Source organism: Allolucifera butyrica, from assembly GCF_900476375.1.
GTDB lineage: Bacteria > Bacillota > Negativicutes > Sporomusales > UPPP01 > Lucifera > Lucifera butyrica.
In genome coordinates this window covers 166,177-187,561 of the sequence record NZ_UPPP01000116.1, presented here as the reverse complement: position 1 = coordinate 187,561, position 21,385 = coordinate 166,177, and the positions used below count along the sequence as shown (strand labels likewise).

At 46.1% G+C, this 21,385-nt stretch carries 18 protein-coding genes; 2 read left to right on the top strand and 16 right to left on the bottom strand.

Annotated elements, in window-relative coordinates; all coding sequences use genetic code 11:
- Positions 1 to 225: 225 nt before the first annotated feature.
- The 4 genes from LUCIF_RS23230 to LUCIF_RS23215 all read right to left on the bottom strand — a co-directional run bounded on the left by LUCIF_RS23230 (position 226) and on the right by LUCIF_RS23215 (position 4,048).
- Positions 226 to 1,602: a sensor histidine kinase gene (locus tag LUCIF_RS23230; RefSeq protein ID WP_122630196.1), complete on the bottom strand. Its 1,377-nt coding sequence runs from the start codon at positions 1,600 to 1,602 to the stop codon at positions 226 to 228.
- A 171-nt stretch (positions 1,603 to 1,773) separates the two neighbouring features.
- Entirely contained in the window at positions 1,774 to 2,622 is an 849-nt protein-coding gene (locus tag LUCIF_RS23225) for a ChbG/HpnK family deacetylase (RefSeq protein WP_122630195.1), read from the bottom strand.
- A 29-nt stretch (positions 2,623 to 2,651) separates the two neighbouring features.
- Positions 2,652 to 3,065 carry a GtrA family protein gene (locus LUCIF_RS23220; RefSeq protein ID WP_122630194.1) on the bottom strand — a complete coding sequence of 138 codons (414 nt, stop codon included), beginning with the start codon at positions 3,063 to 3,065 and terminating at the stop codon, positions 2,652 to 2,654.
- Positions 3,062 to 4,048, bottom strand: a complete 987-nt coding sequence (locus LUCIF_RS23215; RefSeq protein WP_122630193.1) for a glycosyltransferase family 2 protein — start codon at positions 4,046 to 4,048, stop codon at positions 3,062 to 3,064. Before LUCIF_RS23215 ends, LUCIF_RS23220 begins: the two co-directional genes overlap by 4 nt.
- A 399-nt stretch (positions 4,049 to 4,447) precedes the next feature.
- Between LUCIF_RS23215 and LUCIF_RS23210 the strand changes: the two genes are divergently transcribed.
- The gene (locus LUCIF_RS23210) at positions 4,448 to 6,136 is read left to right on the top strand and encodes a DUF3329 domain-containing protein (protein WP_122630192.1); all 1,689 of its coding nucleotides are present in this window, start codon (positions 4,448 to 4,450) and stop codon (positions 6,134 to 6,136) included.
- A gap of 215 nt (positions 6,137 to 6,351) precedes the next feature.
- On the opposite strand, the gene LUCIF_RS23205 is transcribed toward LUCIF_RS23210, so the two are convergent.
- From LUCIF_RS23205 to LUCIF_RS23150, 12 genes are all read right to left on the bottom strand, one after another.
- Positions 6,352 to 7,659 (bottom strand): UDP-glucose dehydrogenase family protein, encoded by a 1,308-nt coding sequence (locus LUCIF_RS23205; protein WP_122630191.1) that lies wholly within the window; start codon positions 7,657 to 7,659, stop codon positions 6,352 to 6,354.
- 31 nt (positions 7,660 to 7,690) lie between these two features.
- Positions 7,691 to 8,446 (bottom strand): glycosyltransferase family 2 protein, encoded by a 756-nt coding sequence (locus LUCIF_RS23200; protein WP_122630190.1) that lies wholly within the window; start codon positions 8,444 to 8,446, stop codon positions 7,691 to 7,693.
- Positions 8,447 to 8,466: 20 nt separating this feature from the next.
- A complete protein-coding gene (locus LUCIF_RS23195) occupies positions 8,467 to 9,504 on the bottom strand; it encodes a glycosyltransferase family 9 protein (protein ID WP_122630189.1) in 1,038 nt (345 codons plus the stop codon).
- On the bottom strand, positions 9,497 to 10,873 hold the full coding sequence (locus tag LUCIF_RS23190) for an O-antigen polymerase (protein ID WP_122630188.1): 1,377 nt from the start codon (positions 10,871 to 10,873) through the stop codon (positions 9,497 to 9,499). The genes LUCIF_RS23195 and LUCIF_RS23190 overlap by 8 nt, the downstream gene beginning before the upstream one ends.
- Entirely contained in the window at positions 10,815 to 11,807 is a 993-nt protein-coding gene (locus LUCIF_RS23185) for a glycosyltransferase family 2 protein (RefSeq protein WP_122630187.1), read from the bottom strand. Before LUCIF_RS23185 ends, LUCIF_RS23190 begins: the two co-directional genes overlap by 59 nt.
- A 20-nt stretch (positions 11,808 to 11,827) precedes the next feature.
- On the bottom strand, positions 11,828 to 13,372 hold the full coding sequence (locus tag LUCIF_RS23180) for an oligosaccharide flippase family protein (RefSeq protein ID WP_122630186.1): 1,545 nt from the start codon (positions 13,370 to 13,372) through the stop codon (positions 11,828 to 11,830).
- Positions 13,373 to 13,374: 2 nt separating this feature from the next.
- Complete coding sequence (locus tag LUCIF_RS23175; RefSeq protein WP_165866131.1) at positions 13,375 to 14,067, bottom strand: LbetaH domain-containing protein; 693 nt, start codon at positions 14,065 to 14,067, stop codon at positions 13,375 to 13,377.
- 30 nt (positions 14,068 to 14,097) lie between these two features.
- Positions 14,098 to 15,564, bottom strand: a complete 1,467-nt coding sequence (locus tag LUCIF_RS23170; RefSeq protein ID WP_207858360.1) for a sugar transferase — start codon at positions 15,562 to 15,564, stop codon at positions 14,098 to 14,100.
- Positions 15,491 to 16,201, bottom strand: coding sequence for a CpsD/CapB family tyrosine-protein kinase (locus tag LUCIF_RS23165; protein WP_122630184.1), 711 nt, complete (start codon positions 16,199 to 16,201; stop codon positions 15,491 to 15,493). Before LUCIF_RS23165 ends, LUCIF_RS23170 begins: the two co-directional genes overlap by 74 nt.
- Positions 16,198 to 17,691, bottom strand: a complete 1,494-nt coding sequence (locus LUCIF_RS23160) for a GumC family protein (protein WP_122630183.1) — start codon at positions 17,689 to 17,691, stop codon at positions 16,198 to 16,200. The genes LUCIF_RS23165 and LUCIF_RS23160 overlap by 4 nt, the downstream gene beginning before the upstream one ends.
- A 32-nt stretch (positions 17,692 to 17,723) precedes the next feature.
- Positions 17,724 to 18,380, bottom strand: coding sequence for a polysaccharide biosynthesis/export family protein (locus LUCIF_RS23155; RefSeq protein WP_122630182.1), 657 nt, complete (start codon positions 18,378 to 18,380; stop codon positions 17,724 to 17,726).
- A gap of 477 nt (positions 18,381 to 18,857) precedes the next feature.
- Complete coding sequence (locus LUCIF_RS23150) at positions 18,858 to 19,652, bottom strand: tyrosine-protein phosphatase (protein ID WP_122630181.1); 795 nt, start codon at positions 19,650 to 19,652, stop codon at positions 18,858 to 18,860.
- Positions 19,653 to 19,802: 150 nt separating this feature from the next.
- Here LUCIF_RS23150 and LUCIF_RS23145 point away from each other — a divergent pair, with 150 nt between their 5' ends.
- On the top strand, positions 19,803 to 21,374 hold the full coding sequence (locus LUCIF_RS23145; protein WP_122630180.1) for a capsule assembly Wzi family protein: 1,572 nt from the start codon (positions 19,803 to 19,805) through the stop codon (positions 21,372 to 21,374).
- Positions 21,375 to 21,385: the final 11 nt, after the last annotated feature.

Genomic DNA, 21,385 nt, shown 5'->3' with positions numbered 1-21,385 from the left:
CGGGCTTGAGACAGCCAGTTGCCTGCACCTTGACTACCAAAGATAGTAAGCTTACCGGCGAGACCCTATGCTAGTTTAAATGATTGGAAAAAAAATAGCCGTCGCCCTAGTTTTTAGGCAACGGCTTCTACTTATCCAGCATCGTTTTTTTCAGGTACGTTGTTTATTATTTTATGTACTATAGCAGACAGGTTTCCCTGAATAAAGGGCAAATCGTTCCTGTTACTATATTGTGTATGATAAATTCGCTGTGGTATTTTCGTTTTGTTTGGGCATATCCTTTGGGAAACGAAATGAGAAGGTGGCTCCGGCATCGACTTTTCCGGTTAGCCAGGCTCGTCCATGATGTCTTTTGAGGATTTTTTGACACACCACAAGCCCTATTCCCGTTCCTTCAAATTCATTCACGCTATGGAGCCTTTCAAAAATCATGAACAGCCGGTGCGATTCGCTCATATCAAAGCCTGCGCCATTATCTCTGACGGAAATAATATAATCATTTTTGTTTTCAACGGAATCCACTTCAATCAACGCTTGTTCCCGTTTATTAGTATATTTTAGAGCGTTTGAAAGAATATTGGTTACCAGGATCTTTATCATAATAGGATCCCCATAAATGCTCGGAAGGTGCTTTAGTTTAAACGCTACGTTTCTTTCCGGCTGAATTTGAATCAACTCATCATAAACTTCACGGAACAGGAATTCGAGATGGATACTTTCCATGGTTAGCAGCTTTTCGGACATTCGGGAGAGTTCCAGTAAATGATCGGTAATATTAACGACTTCTGCCGATTTGCTTTGAATATAGGTAATAAGTTCCTGCCCATTCCTGTCAAGTTGATCGTAATAATCCCGCACAATAAAACTGGCAAGCTGATTGATAGATAGTAACGGAGCTTTGAAATCATGGGCTACGGAATGGCAGAAATGGTTAAGTTCCTGATTGGCTTGCTGAAGTTCAAAGTTAGCTTGTTGAAGATATTCTTGACTAACCAAATCCGCCCTGGTTTTCTCCAAATAGACCAGTAAAATGCCCAGTACAATAATCAGCCGGACGATGCCGGCCACCAGATAACACCAGGGGCTCAACCAGGGAATATTGATTGAATACGGCATAAACAAAGTAAGGAGGCCCCAAAAGATGAGGGCATAGCCGGTAACATAGTTGCCGATTCCTCTTGTTTGCAAACGATGGGTAAAAATCCGGCCGATCCATATACAAGTAACGCTGGCAAAAGCCAGACAGGGAAGCAGCTTATAAAGCAGAGGATATTGCCAAAAAGTAAATACCGCCCCGGTCGCGAATGTGCCGGCGGCAACGTACAGCCAGCGTTTATCCAGGGTTTTATCGATAAAAACGTAGGTACCCCACGCAAAAATCAAACCATTGATTATAATCACCATCTGGAACCCGGTAAGGCCGGCGGCCGATTGCTTCCAGTTGAATGTTCCGTAGTCGAACAGAATAATGCGCCCGAAAAAGATAAACCAGCTTAACAGCCATAAACCCATATAACGTTCGCGATATAGGATATAAAGGTAAACATAGGCCAGCACCACGATAATACTGCCAATCATAACGGCCAGATAAGTAGCCTCCATAGGATATCCTCCTTGGAAGAATTATCTTTTTTCTTTTTCTACTAATTCACCCAAAAAATTCAAATTCCTCCTATATATGGTTTACCGTCTTTTTTCCCCAGCCTGCAGCTTAGTGGAAAGCGGGACAAAAACAGAAGACCGCCTCTACTTTCTTGTTGAGACGGCCTTCTGTTACCAAAGATCCCGAAATGACGCCAGGACAATTTTTTGCTCTTTTAAAAGCCGGGAAACCTGAGGGCTCGACACGGCGGCCAGCTCCGCCTGGAAAGAATGGGACCAGCCGGTGTCGGCGCTGAGCACATAATCATTATCGCCTGGATGAACCATAATTTCACTGACCCCGTCCGGCAGGTTCCTGACAATATCTAAAAGGCATTCTTCCCTTACTCCGCCGCCGGCCACGATGCCGAAGAAGTGGTCCGGCATTTTAAAGCCACGGCTTTTAGCCTTGCAATTTGCCAACTTGGCCAATACAGTCAAGCCTGACCGCCCCAGCAACTGACTGAACCGATAGGGGTATCCGCCGGTAAAATAAAGGGGTACGGCAGGAATGCGCAACGCCTTGACGTTACAGGCGGCGGCTATATCCAGCACAATGTCGGTAATGCCTGGCAAAACATGAAGATGCTGATGGCTGTCAACGTGGGTAATCGCTATGCCCAGGGCGGCCACTTTATCCATTTGGGCCGTCAGTTCGGCGCGTACTTCCGACAGGTTGATGCACCCGCGTAAAAAACGGGCCAGGAATTGGGGATATTGACTGACTAACCGTCCTTCGCCGTCAACCAGCGAAGGTATTTGGGACGGGCATAATACCGGTTTTTCTCCAATTAAAGTGAGGTGAACCCCCACTCCCAGGCTTGGACAGCCGGCAGCTTTTTCTACCGCATCGGCAAAGGCAGCGCCGCCGGGCATTAATGACGCACTGGTAATGCAGCCGGAGGCATGCCCCTGAAGAATGGCTTTATTGATTGATACATGACGCCCAAAGTCATCGGCATTGACAATCAGTTTTTTCATATTTTCTCCTTCAAATAATTAAAAGTCATTTATTCCTCGGTTTTGTTTTTTAGTCGGAAAATGACATATTTGCTGGCAAAATAATTCAGTATGGCCACGATCCCGCTGGAAATAATCTTGGCAAAGGCGTCAAAAACATGCAGCCATGCCACTAAAATAATAATCGACAGTAAATCAACAAAATACGACAGCCCCCGGAAAAATAAAAAACTAAAAAGCTCTTTTACCAGTAAAGCGCCTCGTGTTTCTCTACTGTCAAAAACAAAGAGCTTGTTCGTAATAAAAGCAAAAATAACCGCGATAAGCCAGGCAAATGATGCGGCAATTTTATAATCAAAATGAATGATTTTTGTAAAGAAAATATAGCTTATAAAGTTGACAATGGTTGTCAGTATGCCGAAAAAAATATAAGACCGGGTTTGTCTTGCCTCCGCCTGTTTCAATCTCTTTTCACTCCATCAGTCCGATATCCCGTTATTTCATCACGATACACTGCTTTTTTGCCATTATACTCATTTACAAAATATAATGGACGCCTTTTCGTTTCATTAAATACTCTTGCCAAATATTCACCAATCACACCTAAAAAAATTAACTGTATTCCGCCTAAAAAAAGAATTACCGACAATAAGGTGGGAAATCCCTGTACCGGGTCGCCAAACATCAGGGTGTTAAAAATGATCCAGGCCATATACGCGAAAGCAAAAAAGGAAATAAGAATACCAACAATGGAAGAAATTCTAAGCGGAAAGGTCGTAAAGGAAGTAATCCCTTCAATTGCGAGATTCACCAGACTGAGAAAGCTCCACTTCGTTTCTCCCGCGGCCCTCAGGGCCGAATCAAAAACAATTTCCTTTTTGGCATAGCCTACCCAGCTAAACATTCCTTTTGTATAACGCTGTGTTTCGCGCATCAATTTAATGGCCTCTACGCACCGCCGGTCAAGCAGGCGAAAGTCGCCCACATTTTCCTGGATCTTAATGGTCGTGATCTTTTGCAAAAAACTGTAAAACGTATTGGCCGCCCATCTTCTAAAGAAATTCTCACCGGTGCGTTTCCGGCGCTTGGCGGATACATCGTCATAACCTTGCTGCCAGTATTGAATCATTTCCGGAATGAGTTCCGGCGGATGCTGCAAGTCGGCATCCATTATAATTACAGCATCCCCGGTGGCATAATCCAACCCGGCAATCATAGCCAATTCCTTGCCGAAATTGCGGGACAAGTCAATATAGGAAATTTTGGAATCCAGTCCGGCCAATGATTTTATAACCGTAAGGGTATTATCGCTGCTCCCGTCATTTACAAATAAAATTTCAAACGTGCATGACGTAATGCCAACGAATACCGCATTTAACCTTTCCCATAATTGCCGTAATACGTCCTGTTCATTATAGCACGGTATAAGAATCGTAATTTTGCTCAAATATATCATCCTTTCACCGCAAAGCGGCCGGTCAATTCATAAATAGAAAAAGACGCTGGAGTTTATGCGTCCATGTTGACAGATTATCAGTTAGAGTATAGCAAATTAACGGGACGGCGACAAGCTTTGCGGTACTGGCGCAAGAAAATACAAAGGCCCGGGTTTTAGTACCCTCGATATTCCGGTTCCGGCCTGTATACTTGCCGTATACTTTACTATACGGTATACTGGGACAGAGCAGTACATGCAGCTATCGAAAATAGCATTCTGTTCTTTACTTGTCATTTGACAAAAAGTGCGTTCTTAAACATAATGATGTAATAGAAAGAGTTTTCCAATAAACAAATGATAATAATAACCATAAATTCGTTATGATTCAGAGGAGGAATAAAAACTTACATGCAGGACATAAACACGAAAAAATTTACGAACGCGGATTTACTTTCCTGGGGCATGCTAATTCTTTTGTTTGGTTACATGTTTGCCGTAAATTTCTTGATGCCGCTGCACCGGGATGATTACTGGTATTCTTTAATCTGGGGAACCAATCTGAAAATTACTGCCTGGCCGGATGTTTTTCAGTCTCTTTACACTCACTATTTCACCCATGGCGGAAGAATGGTGGCCTATTTGGTGCTGGACAGCTTTCTTTTTCTGGGCAAGCAATGGTTTAATCCCTTTAATGCCTTTATATATGTTGCTCTTATGGTTTTGATATACTGGCATTCGCAGCGGGAGGTCACCTTCCGGTTCAATCCCTATATTCTTTTGTTGATTATATTGTTTACCTGGCTGGGCTTTCCCCATTTTGCGGAAGTAAATATCTGGATGGCCGGAGCTTGCGGTTATTTGTTTACAGCAGTATTGATTCTGGCCTTTCTTTTACCGTATCATTTTTCTTTTCTGGGAAAAAGTTTCTGGAAAGACAGTTGCTGGGCGATATGGGGAATGTTTTTCGGCGGCGTGATTGCCGGCTGGACGATTGAAAATACCGCTACCACCCTGGCTCTTGCTGTGGCCGGTTTTACTTTTTACTTTTATAAAAAAAATAATTTGGCTAAGTGGATGGTTGCCGGTTTGGCTGGGTCGGTAACGGGTGTGGCATTACTAATCCTTGCTCCGGGAAATTATGTAAGAGCGGAGGAGCAAAAAGCGGCACTCCTGTTTCACTTTACGAATTTAATCGCAGCCGGAGTCGAAACCCTGTTTTATATACTGCCGGTGATATTGTTTCTAATCCTTGTTTGGCGCATTTTGCTTGCCGATTTTGCCGGTAAAAAGGGTATTACCGTTGCTGCTGTTCAAGGCTTCGACCGCCGTTTCCTGATTTCATCCGCCTTGACCATCGGTATTATTTTATTAATGCTGTACTCTTACCTGAATGGCACATTTGTCTCCCAGTGGCTGGCGAATTTGATTTATGACAATGTTGCCGTACGGTATGGCTTTGCAACGCCCCATCTAAAAAAACAATTTTTCAACACTATGTCCGGGCTGGAAGAAATGATGGTCTACCTGCTGACAATCACTCAGATATACCGGTATACATTTAAAAAATTAGCACTGCGGAAAAAAGACATCAAAGCAATCGCACCGGCAATTGGGTGGCGGAAGATCATGGATGCTTACCCTGCCGCTTATTACGCCGCCGCTTGGATCGCCCTGGCGCTTGTCAACCATTTTGTTATGGTTGCCTCTCCCCGCTATCCCGGCCGTGCGGCCTTCGGTTCGGTGGCTTTTTTGATTATTGGCGCAGTAAGCGTGTTTACCATTCCGGAAGTAAAACGGTACTTGCTTGATACGGCCCGGAAAAAATATATAGCGGCGTTCGCCGGAATTATCCTCATCCCGATGATGATAGGAGTTCTGCATCAGTATACGGTTTTACATCAGGAAAATAGTCAGCGTATGGCTTACGTGGAAAAAATGGTAAGTCAGGGAGCGACTCGTCTGGAAGTAGAGCCGGTATCCATCAAAAACCGTGTATTGCGGCATGTTTATTTTGAGGATTTGGATAACGGCGTGTCGAGTTCGCTGCTTTGCAAGTATTACGGGCTGAAAGAAATAAAACTGAAAAAAGTGCAATAAAGGCCGGATTGCCATGCTGCGCGATAGGTCATGCATCCTAACGATGTACCGGCAAGGAATGAAAGTTGAGTGGATTGCTTCACTGCGTTCGCAATGACAGACTACGTAACGATGTCATTGCGAGCGCGACGATCTTGGGTTTTGCCGGCAAAGGGGGTGTCTCAATAATATTGAGACACCCCCTTTTTTTCACGCCGGAAAGACTGGGTGGTTCCTTATGTCCCGATTCCGTAATATTCCGCTCCCAGGGCCTCCACCTCATTGCGTTGGTATATATTGCGGAAATCAAAGAATTTTTTATCGGCCATTAAATCGAGCATCGCTGCTACATCCAAATTGCGGAACTGGTTCCATTCCGTTAACAGCACTACCCCGTCGGCTCCTTTTATTGCTTCATATTCATTGCCGGCATATTCGATTACATCCGACCAGATTTGCCGGGCATTATCCATAGCCTGCGGATCATAGACACAGACCGCGGCATCCTGATTCAACAATCGATTAATAATAGTAAGCGAAGACGCCTCCCGTATGTCATCCGTTTCCGCCTTGAAAGCCAGACCCAGCACAGCAATCCGTTTGCCGCTTATTTTCCCGTCAAAGGCTTCCACAACTTTTTGAACGATATATTCTTTATGAAAGACGTTGCTTTGAATCGTTGAATCCACAAGCGGCGTTGCGATGTTGTGATCCCGGGCGATCGCCGCCAGGGCCTGTGTATCCTTGGGAAAACAGGATCCGCCATAACCCGGTCCCGGGTGAAGGAACTTAGGACCGATCCGGCCATCCCGTCCCATCGTCAAGGCTACGGTTTGGACATTGGCCCCTACCGAATCGCATACCCTGGCCATCTCATTGATAAATGCCACTTTGGCAGCCAGGAAACAATTCGAGGCATACTTTATCATCTCCGCCGTCGGTAAATCAGTGAAAATAAACGGTACTTCATTTAAATACAAGGGCCGGTAAATCTTCTTCAGCGCTTCCACCGGCCGCGGATTCTTCGTACCGATTACCACCCGGTCGGGATGCAGAAAATCATACATCGCCTTTCCTTCCCGTAAAAACTCCGGATTGGAAACTACATCAAACTCAAAATTCCCCTGATTATATTCGTTAATGATTTCGTATATTTTTTCATTAGTGCCGACCGGGACGGTGCTCTTTGTTACAACAATCACGTAGCCGTCCAGATTACGGCCGATGATTTCCGCTACATTATATAAAGCCGTCAAATCGGCCCGTCCATCCTCTCCCTGGGGAGAACCAACCCCGATAAAGATAATATCCGCCCAGCGGATGCCGGACTCAATATCCTGGGAGAATACCAGCCGCCGCTCAGCAACATTCTTATCCAGCAGATCCTGCATACCCGGTTCGTAAATCGGCATTTTTCCTTGCTTTAATAATTCAATCTTCGCCGCGTCGATATCCAGACCCAAAACAGTCGAACCAAAATTGGCCAGTCCGATTGCCGCTGTCAGACCGACATAACCGGTGCCAATTACCGCAATCTTATACATTTTCCTCACTCCTTCTCCCAAAACCATTTACTTAGCCGCATTTCAGACCGGCCAGCTTGGCGCAAATATTATGAAATACATAGTAGCAGCTTTTCAGCCGGGAAAATTGCTCGACCTCCCGGTACAGACGCCAGTTCCATTTAATCAGTTCCAGCTTATTGGCCGAAACCGAATGACTTCGCAGCCGGTAATAAGCCAAGCTCTTTTGCAGACCATACCCGCGGCCGCATTTTTTGAGGATCTGCAGCCACAAGGCATAATCCTGCCGTTTGCGGATTTCCGGCATCAATACCTTGCCAAGCTCGCACGCGTCATAAATAGCCGTCAAACAGCCGAGATGGTTATATTTCAGCTGTTCGGCATAATTTAACGTTTCCGGGCAGCAAATACGCCGGTTTAGCAAATCCCCCTTTTCATTAATCAGATCATATTCGGTAAATGTAAACGGATAATGGTTCATTTGCATAAAACGGATTTGTTCGCCCAGTTTTTCCGGATGCCACAGATCATCCGAATCGAGGAATGCGACATAGCGCCCTTTCGCTTCCCGGATACCCCAGTTCCGGGCAACGGCTCCGCCCCAATTATCCTTTAACCGGAACAAGCGAATGCGCGGCTCTTGGCGCTGAACCATTTCTACAATTTCCGGTCCGTTATCGGCCGAACCGTCATCAATTATGAGCATTTCCCAGTGCCTGTATGTTTGCCGCCGGACCGATTCAATGGTACCGGCAATGAAAGCTTCCGAATTATATAGTGGCGTAATAATTGATACCAAATCTGACATTTTGCACCTCACTTTACATCTTATTTTTCCTTATCCATGAATAAGTTTCGCTTCACGGCCTCAATCACTAATTCCGGAGTTACCGAAACCATGCATGCAGTCCTGCCTGTCCTGCATTTCGGCGGCTCGTGGGGATGACAGGGCGAACATTCCGTCGCCGCCCTGATTTGCAGGCATTGGGCTCCCCGGGGTGCGATTCTTACGGGGTCAGTAGGACCAAAAATGCTGATAACGGGAACCCCGGTACCATTGGCCACATGCCCCAAGCCGCTATCATTAGCAAGCATTAATTGACAGCGCTGAATTAACGCCGCCGTCACCGGCAGAGGAACTTGGGAAACGGCAAAACAATTATCCGGGCTTGCCGCCTTCAGTTGCCGGATAAACGTTTGTTCCTGCGGTCCCGAAAAAAGCAGAAAAACAATATTTCTTTTATAACTGCTCAGTTTCCGGATCACCGCCTTATAATTTTCCAAAGGCCACATTTTATATCTTTGGCCACTACCGCAGCCGCAATGAATTCCAATTATGATTTGATTCCGGTTCAATTTGTTTTGTGCTAACATCTCCTGTGCATGCCTTATGGCAATCTCATTCAGCCAAAATTTGGGCCTAAATTGAACGGTTGGCTCATGACCAATCACGCCGGCAGCAATTTTTAAATTATTGTCAATCCGGTGCACCGCCTCATCCCGGGCTATCTGCACGGAAAACAGGGGGCTGCGAATTCCCTGGTAATCCGCAGCGGTTACCGGCGCACTAATCGAAAAGGCCAGCCATCCGGACTTCCAGTGATTTGTGCCGCTCGTAACTATAACTGCGTCATATCCGTTGGACCGGAGCTGCCATATTTGTTTAAAAAGATTCACGCCTTGTTCCAAATAATAAATGCGACCGGTCTGAGAACATGCTCTGACTACATCCGCTGCCGCCGGCTGCTTAATAAGAAAATCAACAATCATTTGAGGATACTCGTGTAAGAGAAGCTGCAAAGCAGGTGTAAACATCAGCATATCTCCAATGCCCCAGGTATGAATCACTAAGACCTTTTTAACCACCGGCCGGCCTCCTTCCTGACGGTGCGCCCAATAGCCTCGCAATGCCCAGCGTCAAAAATAAAGTAAACAATGTCCTTGGTATATAACCGGAAATATTACTTTCCCAAAATGCAATCATGCTTAAAATAAGCTGGGAATAGACAAAAACCCCCGCTGGGCCTGCATTGCGCTTAATACAATAGTCATAAACCGTCCGGAAAAAAACGCCGCCGAAAAAGGCTACCAGAATTACGCCGGCAACATGCAAATTAATATAACCGTCGCCAATGATTGTCGGTGAAGGCGCCGTTCCTGTTCCCGAATAAATATTGCCAAAATATGTCTCGCCAAATACTTTACCGAAGGAAATAACCGGCTTATCCGGCCACAAAAACCGCGGTATCCAGGCAACAAAAATTGGCAGGACGGTGCCCCCCAGTTGATAGTCCATTACCGCCGGCGTGTCTTTGATAATATAGATAAAAGCATCCAAAGCATGGAATCGGCCCATTATACTAAACTCTGCACGGTCAAAATCAGCAAAAATTTCTGTCCCTTTCGAGATTTGTCCCACTTCGGTGGCGTTCCTATATATATTAATGAAGGGTGTAATAATAACAAAAGCCAGAACCAGGGCCAATAAATATCTGAACTTAACGGGTCTACGCAGATAATGAAATACGATGAAGGCGGAAAGGACCGGTTGGAACAGCACACCCTTGGAACCGGACAAAATAGCCTGCCCCAATACCAGCGGCACCAGCGCAATGGCCACCCACTTCCATTTACGGTATTTGCAAAATATAATTTGCATGATAATCAGGGACATGCCGATTAAAGAGGTGCCGGACATTAGATAGGTAGTCCCGCCTTCCGTTAGGGCTTCCTGTTTATTTAAGATGTAATTACTCAATCCCCCGGACATCTGGACCAGAGAATAAAAAGAAAGAATGGCTATCACAAGCAAGAACGGCAATAATACGATTGCTTTGTTGCTGTCCCATTCGCTGTTCAGTCGCGGCAATGCTCTTGAAACCGCCGGGCCAAGAGGGGAATAATAACCCGCCAAAAATAATGCGTAAGCCAGCATAAGATAAAGCAGCGCCCAATTCCAGGCCCCAACAATATCGGCGGTAAAAGGGGGGGCACCGAGAAAGACGGACCCGTAATTCAGTAAATGAATGGACCGTAATATAAATAATAAGAAAAAGTAAGCGGATGTAATATAAACAGGAGCAAACGGTTCCCGCTTCAAATCGCGGTAAAAATATAAATAAAACAAAAACAGCAGCATGGCCAGGAGAAATAACAGCAAATAGAGCACTTCATAACTATCCATCAATATATCCCCCGTGTTTATGCCATTGCCCCATCCGCTGGCAATAGCCATCCAAAAGTCCCGCAACGATGGCTACGGCAACCCTTCCCCGCTTGGCGAAAATCTTGGTAATAGCCCGCATAATTCTGCCAACAGGATACACTAGATGAAAGAGGGCCAATTGCCGGGGTGATAATAGTTTTCTGGCCAAATATACTCTATTGCGGGTTAAATAGTAATAGGTCCGGGGATTCCCCTCTCCCCCTGAACTGTTTGATAATTTATGATACGCTACCGCCTGTTTAGAAACCACACACGCCAGCCCTTGCTGCCACGCATACCGGCATAATTCCGTTTCTTCACAGTATAAGAACAATTGCGGATCAAGCACGAAAGATCGCTCTTGCAAGCATTGCCGGACAAAATCCCCGGTTAACATCATGGCGCTGCCGTTGGTCTCATCCGTATCCCAGAAGTCCACACCTCCCGGCACTGCCGTCTTGGTAGAAGGCCGGTATAACTGCTGCGGAAAATAATTGCGGGCAAATTGAACCTGTCTGCCATCATAGCTTTTAATCAGTGCCCCAACAATTGCAGCACTGGACTGTTGGGCGGTTTTTACCATCTCGGTAAAAAAAGCGGCATCTACTCTCACATCATTGTTTAATAATAAGAAATACTCAAAGGAATCATCGTTTTGCAAAATGTATTGCAGGATAAAATTGACCCCGCCGGCAAAGCCAAGATTTTGGCCGGAGTGTAAGAGAGTGACTTTTTTACCGAACCTGCTTATCGCAAATTCTTTGGCGCCAGTCCGTTCCACATTGCAATACCAGGTTTCAGCCAGCCAGGATTGCAACTGCTCATACGAATCATTTCCAGAACCATTATCCAAAACAAAAATATGTAAATTATCATATAAGGTATTTCCCAGTATTTTTAGGCATTCAACCGTCTCCGGCCAAGCATTCCAGTTAAGCATAACGACTGCAATTTTCAGATCCATACGTTTTCCTCCATTCCGGTCTATTGCCGCGGCATTTTATTCCCCGCGCTTTTAACTGAGAGCCCATCCGGCTCTTTTCTCTTTAAAAAGGAGAAATAATTATTCATATAAATCACGCCGCCAACTAAAACAAATGCACTGAAAACAGCGGCAAAAAAGGCTGTTAGGTAACCAAACCCGGTTTCGACCTGTCCTCTGATTTGAATAATCAGCCACGCCCCCGCCAGTGATATCAACGCAGAGCGCAGGATTGCCCCGCAATTTATTTTCCAGGATAAAATCCGTCTTCCCGAGATATGAGCCATAACATTATAGGCTGTAAAGCTGATCAAAGAATTGCAGGCCGCCGCCGCATATCCATACCTCGGAACCAAACAGTAATTCAATGTCAAATTCATACCCGCCGCCAAAAAAATCAGGCCCATCATCCGTCTTGTCTTTTCCGCAAATTCTAATGGTTTATGAGCATAAATCCCTAGCTGCCAGCTTATAAGACCCGCTAATATAATTGGCATAATAAAGTGTCCCTGCCGATAATTCTGTCCTAAAAATAACAATGCGATGTCTCTGCTAAAAATCCAGGTGACACAAACCAGCAACATACCAACCGTAAGAAACCATTCCGTTATGGTCCCGAGCCACTTGGCGGTTTGCTCCCGGCTGCCGTCTCCCCATGCTTTCATAAGAAACGGATGAGCCGCCAGCGAAATCGGCGCGCACAATAAACCGATAGCCCCCGTTATGAGGACATAATTCGCGGCGTAAATCCCCACTTCGGCTGTTCCCCGGTACATTTGAATTATATAGCGGTCCCCCAGCATTAAGAGCTGGGCGGATAAAAACCAGCCAATCATGGGTACCCCGTACCCGGCAAACTGTTTAAACCCTGCCCACTGCCGCCTGAATGCCTGCGCCCTCAACACAAGTAACGGGTTTGTGAGTCCCAGTTTCTTCCACAGTGTAGGTACCATCACCACTGTCCCCAAGGCGGCTCCCTGAATCATCCCCACCGGGTGCCGCTGAATCCCCAACACGAGGATAAGGCTCACAACCAGCTTTAGGACGGAATTGGCCAGCGCATAGACGGTGTACTCCCTCGCCCGCATACCGGCTTGAAATACCGAATTCAGCGTATTTAACAAGAACATGCCAATTGTCAGCAACAGGCCCGCACCATAGTAAATCTTCCAGCGGGCGGGAATCAATTCAAATCCCAGAGCGCCGCCCAGCAGCAGCGTAATTACCATGATACTTTGGCAAAAAACAATGGTTTCGGTAATAGCAGCTCGTTCTTCCATGTTGCCGGCGCAGGGCAAGTACCGGTTTACAGACTGGCTGATCCACTGCGCTGCCAAGGCAACGATAAAAGTAACCGTACTCAGGACCAGGCTGTATTCTCCATATTCCATCACATTGAATATTCGGGTAAAAATAACGGTCGATAAAAGTGCTAGCAGGGCAGGAAGCAGGCTCCCCGGGATATAGGTCACGATCTGCCGGATTAAATTATTCAATCTTGAATACACTAATTGATTTCCCATTCTGCTCTCAATACCTAAATTCAAATTCAATGCTCCTTCACCCGCATCCACCGTTCCTGGCTGAAATCGTATTGCCGGATAACACGTCCCGGTACGCCGGCAACAACCGAATAGGGCGGAATATTTCCGCAGACAACCGAATTAGCACCGATAATACTCCCCCGTCCAATAGTTGTTCCGGGCAGAATTGTTACTGCTTCGCCGATCCAAACATTCGGCCCGATCGCTACAAAATCACCTCTAGTAAGCCTTCTGTCAGCCGGCGGAATATCCGGCGACTCATGATAGCGCACCTGTTCATCCCCGTAATAGCCGTGATTATGGTCTGTAATAAAAACCTTACCGGCGATTAAAACATCATCTTCAATTACAATCCGGTTGATACAGCCAATATGAACATAATCCTGCAATGTTACATTGTTACCGATTTCAATACCGGGATTAAAGAGCTGCTCCCCGTAACAGGAAATTGCCTCTATTCGTAAGCCGGTCCCGGCCGTAAAGTTTTGACCGATTTCTATATTCGAATAACCGCGGATAAAATAAGACCCTCTGATAAACAAACCGCCGCAAGCCTTAAATTTATATTTATAAAGCGCAAAAAAGATCTTGCGTAAACAAAACAGGGCAGTATACCATACACCAAAATCACGCAGTTTGTCTCTTACAGCCTGGATCTTTATTTCTACATTTCTTTGTTTCTTAACTGTTTCCAGCATAGTCACCTCGCATCGAAAAGAATTCATCCGTTACAACCGGTGGACCTGGTATTCACCCACTTGAACCGTGCCATGATTATTCTCAACTCCCGCAGTACTGCTTTTCGTAACCAAAACCCGGATGGTTTGGATAATCAAAGTCAAATCCGTGATTACAGAGCAGTTTTGGATATAAATCAGATCATAAATCAGCTTATCGCGGGCCGTTGTATTATACTTGCCATAAACCTGGGCCATACCGGTAATACCGGGTTTCACATTATGGCGGTAGCCATAACCGGGAATCTCCTTTTTAAACTGCTCAACAAAAACTGGTCGTTCCGGCCGGGGACCGACAATGCTCATATCCCCTTTGATTACGTTAAAAAGCTGCGGCAATTCATCCAGGCGGGTCGCCCGCAAAAACCGGCCTACCGGAGTAATCCGGGTGTCATTTTTAGCTGCCAGTACCGGACCGGTCGTCGCCTCGGCGTTCTGCACCATGGAGCGAAACTTGTACACTCTGAATTCCTCTTCATCCCGCCCAACTCTGATTTGAGAGTACAATACGGGGCCTCTGCTAGTGGCTTTCACAGCCAAAGCGGCGGCAAGAAACAGCGGCCATAGGATTAACAGCCCGATTCCGGCTACGAGCAGATCAAAGCCACGCTTTACGACTCTGCGTTCGAAGGTAGGCTTTAAATATTTGGCGCGAAAAACCGGGATATCATCGATTTGGTCCAGTTCAATGCCATAACAAAACAGTTCATAGACATCCGGCACAAGCATGACTTGTTTACCACGGGCCTGACAATAATGCAGGATCTCGTCTTTGCTCTTCAATTCAACTCCGGGCATTACGATGATCAGATCGATTAAGTCGTTGCTTCTCTCTGTCACCATATGCGAAAATTTTTCACAGGTAAACTTGGTATGATAGTTTAAACTGGTTAGCATGCGAATCCGGGAAATGACCGCCTCGCACAGGTCGTCATTGCCCACAATCAGAACATTTTTCGGCACAACACATTTTTTTTCCAGCCGCCAGCAGAAAAAATTCCAGCCAGCCAGCAGGATATACTGTAAAAGCATCGCCATCAATAATACACTGCGAGGATAAGTAAAGAAGCGAAAGAAAAAGTTGCTCGCCATTACCACGATATACAGCTCAAAAACAAATACTAATAAACCAACAAATATTTGTCCAAACTCTTTCCGTACCAATGAAAGCATGTTGTTAATATTCAGCAGAATGCCTGAACTAATGAGTAGTAATGGCAATATTTCATAATAGATAGAAAGGTCCCTGCTTAAAGTTTGCTGATCTAGTAACAGTAGAAATGGCAGGTAGGCGCCAAAACAAATCCAGAACAAATCCCCTAATAATAAGAGGAATTTGAACGTTCTGGGAAATTTAGCCCGTAAATTCATTTTCATCACCATCTCATATCCTATTTTTTTTTCCGGCTTGTTTAGATCCAGTATGGCCATCGCTATAATAGTAATAATAGTAGGCATCCCCGGCTTCAATCTCAACCCGGTTCAGGACAACCCCCAAAACACAGCCATTGGCTTGCATCAGGAGGCTTAATGCCTGTTTCGCCATTTCTGGCCGGGTCATTCCCGCGCCAACTACCAATACGATGCCATCCACATTGGTTGCCAGCACACAGGCGTCCGTCACGGCAATCGTCGGCGGCGCATCAATAATTACGATATCAGCCAGTTTTTTTGCTTCTGTCAAAATGTTCAGCATTTTGGCGGAGCCAAGAAGTTCCGATGGATTGGGCGGATTCGGTCCGCTCGGCAATAAATACAAATTTGGTATAGGAGTTTCTTGGAGTAACTCGGCCATCTTCCCGCCTTCGACTAAAATATTAGTTACCCCAAGATTTTCTTTGCCGAAAATACGATGTTGCACTGGTTTGCGGAGATCGCAATCAATAACAATGGCCTTTTTCCCCGTCTGCGCCATCGCTACGGCTGTATTGGCCGCAGTAAGCGATTTGCCCTCACCCGGGCCAGTACTTGTAAACATGATTAGGTTCAACGCATCAGCCTTCGCAAAGCGAAGATTGGTTCGCAGTGTCCGGTACGCCTCGGAAACCGGCGACTTAATGTCTTCGTGCACAATCAGTTTATAATTTGGGTTCATGGGGAGACCTCTTTTCCAGCTTGACGGGCAAGCTGCTTTTTCCTGGCAAGGATGCCTTTAAGCCAGTTAAACATTCCCTTCTTCCGGCGTGGTGCAGCATCCCGGTTAAAATCGGGAATACTGCCCAGAACAGGCAAGTTCAAAAATAACTGTACATCTTTCGCAGTACAGATTGACCGGTTCAGATACTCCTTTAAGAAGGCCCGGCCGATACCGAAAAACAATCCTAAAACGAAGCCTACCACCGTATTCAGAACCTTGCGCGGTGTTACGGGTTTTTCCGGCGTTACTGCGGCATCAACCACCTGAACATCGGTTGGTTCCTGGACTTCACTGATCCTTGCTTCCTCATACCGCTTAGCCAGCATGATGTATATTTCCTGAGCCACATTGGCATTCCGCATCACTTTTACCAAGCCTTTTTGCTTGGCTGGCAGTTGCTCAACGATTCCTTGATTTTCCGCTAAAATCTTATCTATTGCCTGTTTTTGCGCCGTAAAGGCGCCAATTTCCGCTTCTGACTGCATTTTTGCCTGCAGCAGTCCTAAATGGATCGGGTTCATAGAAGGAGCCTCAGCGCTTATCACTTTGGCAACTTCGTCATTCAGCCGGCTTTTCGTATCGTCAATACCCGCTTGAACGGCCAAAACCCTGGGGTTTTTTTCCGTGTACTCTTGCAGCAGCCCAACCCGCTCTACTTCCAGTTCCGCCAACTTGGCTTTGTATTGCTGAATCAGCGGATTGTCAGCGACAAACCCTGCCTTTTCCTCGCCAAGCTGTTGATTGACACTGGCCAGATTCGCCCCGGAGGCCGCGAGAGACACCCGATTGTCGGCAGATAGCTTGTCAATCGCCGCCAGCTTATCAATCAGCGCCTTGCCCTCTTCTTGCGGTTCATAGATTTTCTCCCGTTGTTTGTATTCCTCTAAGGAATCCTCGGCCTGGCTCAATTCCTTTTTCGAATCATTCAACCGCTGGCCGATGAACTCCCGGACAATTTTTTGTTCCGAACGGACCAGCATCGTAATACGGTTCAAAAAAATTTGCGTCAGGGTATTGGCTACCCGTTTCGCTTCTTCCGGGGAGGGAGCCAAAACATCCACCTTCAGTATTTCCGTATCTTTTACTTCCTGCGTTCTAATTCGCTTCAACATATCCTCATAAGTCGGTATATCGCTTTTGTTTTTAGCCGACTGGGTTGTATCAATTAATTCCTGCACCACAGTACGGCTTGTTAATATTTCCGCATAAGTCATCATAAGCTGCCTGGTAGCCAAGGGATTATCCATGGGGAGACTTGCCAGGAGAGAATCCGCCAGTCCTTGGGGCTGCTTAACCCGTAGTAATACCTCACCCTGATAAGTAGGCGGAATAATAAAACTTGCTATAAGTGCAACCAACGTAAACAAAATGCAAATCTTTGCAATATATACGCGCCGCTTTTTTATTATTTGGATAATCTCGCGCAAATCAATCGTTGTCTCATCCATTCCCAATCCTCCGTAAAAAAAGTGCTAAGACCTTAGTTATTGTCTATATAGTGAACCTGATAGGCAGCCGTAACCCACGGCAGAATATCCCGGGCAAAATCAATCCGGTGGTTGTTGGTTACATACACAACATCGCCTTCGGAGAGCGCAATATTTTGCGACATATCCCCCTTTTCCAAAAGCCGCAGCAAATTTACTTCGGCCGGCTTATCCGTATGCCCCTTATGGATTATAAAAATATGTTTTTTAGCGGCATCTTTGGTATAACTGCCGGCGATGCCGATAGCGTCAAGCAGGTTATGCTGTTTTTCCAGTTCGTACATACCCGGTCTGGTTACCTCACCCAAAACATAGATCCGGGTCGTATGGAATTTAACAACATTTACAGATACAACCGGATTCACAATATATTCACCGAGTCCCTGACGAATAGCACTCGTTAAAGCCAGCACCGAAATCCCGCTTGCCTGTACATCCCCCATCCACGGCAGAGAAATCTTACCGTCCGGCCGGACAACCAACTCTTCCCCTTGCTGGTTCCCGCCGGCAGCTAAAATTTCATTATGACCCAAAACGTTAATCATTAGGACATCCCCCGGTTCAATCCGGTATTCCGCAGCTGAGAGCCGGTGATCTCCCAGTGCGGCTATCGCCAAAAACAAAATAACAATTGCAATGAGTTTTTTCATTACAAACTCCTCCATGACTTATTCGTAAAAAAACAAACTTTAACCTGATTGCTATTTTTCGTTGTCTCATTTTACCCAACAGGATAATAATCGCGGGAGAGTTCCGCCATTTTGTCCATTCCTCCCCAACTAAATTCTGAATATTGCAACATCAGCCTCCTATTCAACAAAATTTCTCCTGTCAACAAGCTTACTATGTCTGGGAGAGTCATATATCTCAGGTAATTGTAAATTTTTACCATTTAAAAGTAAAGAAAAAAAATCATTCATTTTCTGATTCCAATCATAATTTTCCGGTCGGCTTCGACATATCTATAAAATACTTTCTGTTATTACGTATACTATACTTCCAAATTGTTACAAAAATATAACAAAATATGGATGATAAGTTTTTTTCTGTAACTTTTTTGTGGCAAAATGAAAAAAAAGACCCAAAGGGTCTTAAAATGAAAGGAAAGTATTAGAAGCTGCTCTATTTTAAAATTGACAAATTTGTAATAAACGGCCCCAAAAACCAGGTTGAGACGGATAATTCAACTTATTTATCCGTTCACATAAAATCCAAGCCTGGTTTGCAATCACTTTTGCCGGGTTTACAACCAGAATCCTATTAGCCTGTTCTTTCCCGCTAATCTTTTCCACGATAGCCGCTGCTTGCCTCAGATTGGGATGCCGCTTCCCGACACCATGAGCGTCCGATCCGAGAAAGTGTACTAAATGACTCATCAGCAGCACTTGGGCTGTTCGCTGCACTTTCTCTCCCATAAGTCCGGTAAGGCTGGAGCTGTTTATCTGCAGCAATATCCCGTTATTGACCCAGTCGATTAAGCGTCCTGGTTCCCTGATTACATCAGGATAACGCTCCGGGTGCGCTAAGATCGGCGTAATTCCCCTAGTCTGCAGCCGGAAGAAAAACTCTTCGGCAAAAGCAGGGATTTCCCAAAAAGGAAGTTCAACCAGCATATACCGTCCCCCGTTAAGACAATACCAGGCCGGTTCGAGATAATCAAATACGTCCATACTTATGGCAACCTCGGCGCCTGGATAAATGGCAAGATCAATCTGCCGCTCCCTGCAGGCTTCCTGCAGCCTTTTACAATGGACAAGTATTTTTTCCCACTCCGGCGTCCATTCACCGGCAATCATGTGTGGGCTGGCAATAATTGCCGTTGTGCCGTTATCAGCAGCTATCTTGGCCATTTCCAGAGACACTGGCAGGCTCTTGGCCCCGTCGTCCATTTGCGGCAATAGATGGCAGTGCATATCAATCATAAAAAGTTTCACCTTTCACCTGTAAAATTATGGTTTTATTTTATCACATTGCCGCAACTGGTTGTAAATTATTTCAAATAACAAAAGGAGGATTATTTAACATAAATGTAAAAGTTTTACATATCATTGTGATTTATAGGAGGACTTAGGATGAAATACAAAGTTTTTACAAAAATTTCAATTGCCATAGGGCTCATCATATGGTCCGGGCCAGGGCTTCCAGCATCAGTTTTGGCCGCCGACCCGCCGTATTTAACCTATGCGCAGCAAGTTTCTGCCAATGTTCCCGCCGGCAGTTACGTTTACGATGACCTGGAAAAATTGTCCGGTCTTGGCTATACCACCAATTTGCCGACAGGTACCAAACCATACACCCGGATGCAGGTTGCCAAGTGGCTGCAAACCATTCTGACCGATACCAGCGGCGCGACTCTTCCGCCGTATGCCGCGTCCATGCTGCAAGAGCTGCGGAAGGAATTTGCTCCCGAACTGAATATACTCAACCGGCAGCCTGCTAAAAACGGCGTTCGCTTGCAAGAAATTTCCCTGGGAGAAAACTACTACCACGGTCAAACATTACCGCAGCAAAAAACAAAATCAACCTATCAACCTCTTAATGTATACAATAACGGCTACCGCTATGCCCCGGACTTCAACACGGACCTTTCCTTCCGCCTGGAGGGAAAAATCCAGGATGATACCGTATTGAGCCTCACACCGCGAGTCAGTTACGACGACCTGGAATCAACCCAGATCACGCTGGATTCCGCCTATCTGACAACCCATATTAATAATATGGCAATTCAGATCGGCAAGGATTCTCTCTGGTGGGGGCAGGGCGAGCATGGCAGCCTTTTGCTCACTAACAATGCCGCACCGCTGACCATGATTAAACTTTCCAATCTGGAACCGCACCAAATCGGCGGTTTCTTCAAGTTTCTCGGGGCCACCAATACCACGTTCATTTATTCCGTACTGGAAAATCACCGCAGCGATGTAAACTATCCCTCCTTTGCCGGCCTGCGCATGGACTTTACCCCCAATCCCAATTTTACCTTTGCCCTTGCCGGCACTGCTATCGTCGGCGGTCAGGGGCGCATGCTGCAGAGCAGTGACTACTGGCATTTGATTACCGGCAAAAATGCCGCCAGCGCCGGCGCCGATAAATGGGATAGCATCGCCGGCGGTGATTTTCGCTGGCGCCTGCCGCAATTCAACGATATTCAGCTTTACGGGGAATTCTACGGCGAAGATCAGGTCCCGGTACTGAAAGTCATTCCCTTGCCTTCCGACATGGGGGAACTGCTGGGTATATATATTCCCCGGCTTTCAGCCAGCGGCGACTGGGATGCCCATTTCGAATGGGCCCATACACGAAATACCTGGTACAACCATTGGGCCTATACATCGGGCTATACATTCCAGGACAACATTCTCGGTGATGCCATCGGCAACAATGCCTATCGCTATTACGGCAAATTTACTCATTACAGCGCCAACGGCTCCCAACTGGCGGTGAACCTGGAACGGGTATCCCAACAATTTACCGGCAATACGCCTGAGATCATCACGTCGCTCTGGCTGTCCTGGCGGCAGAAAGTGGACAAAGATACCTACGCCGACTTGGTCCTGGGAGCAGCAAAAATACAAAACTCCGCCTTCGTCGCCGGCAACAAAGACCGGGATTACCTGGCCGGCATCCGCCTGACCCGGTACTACTAAAATTAAAAGGC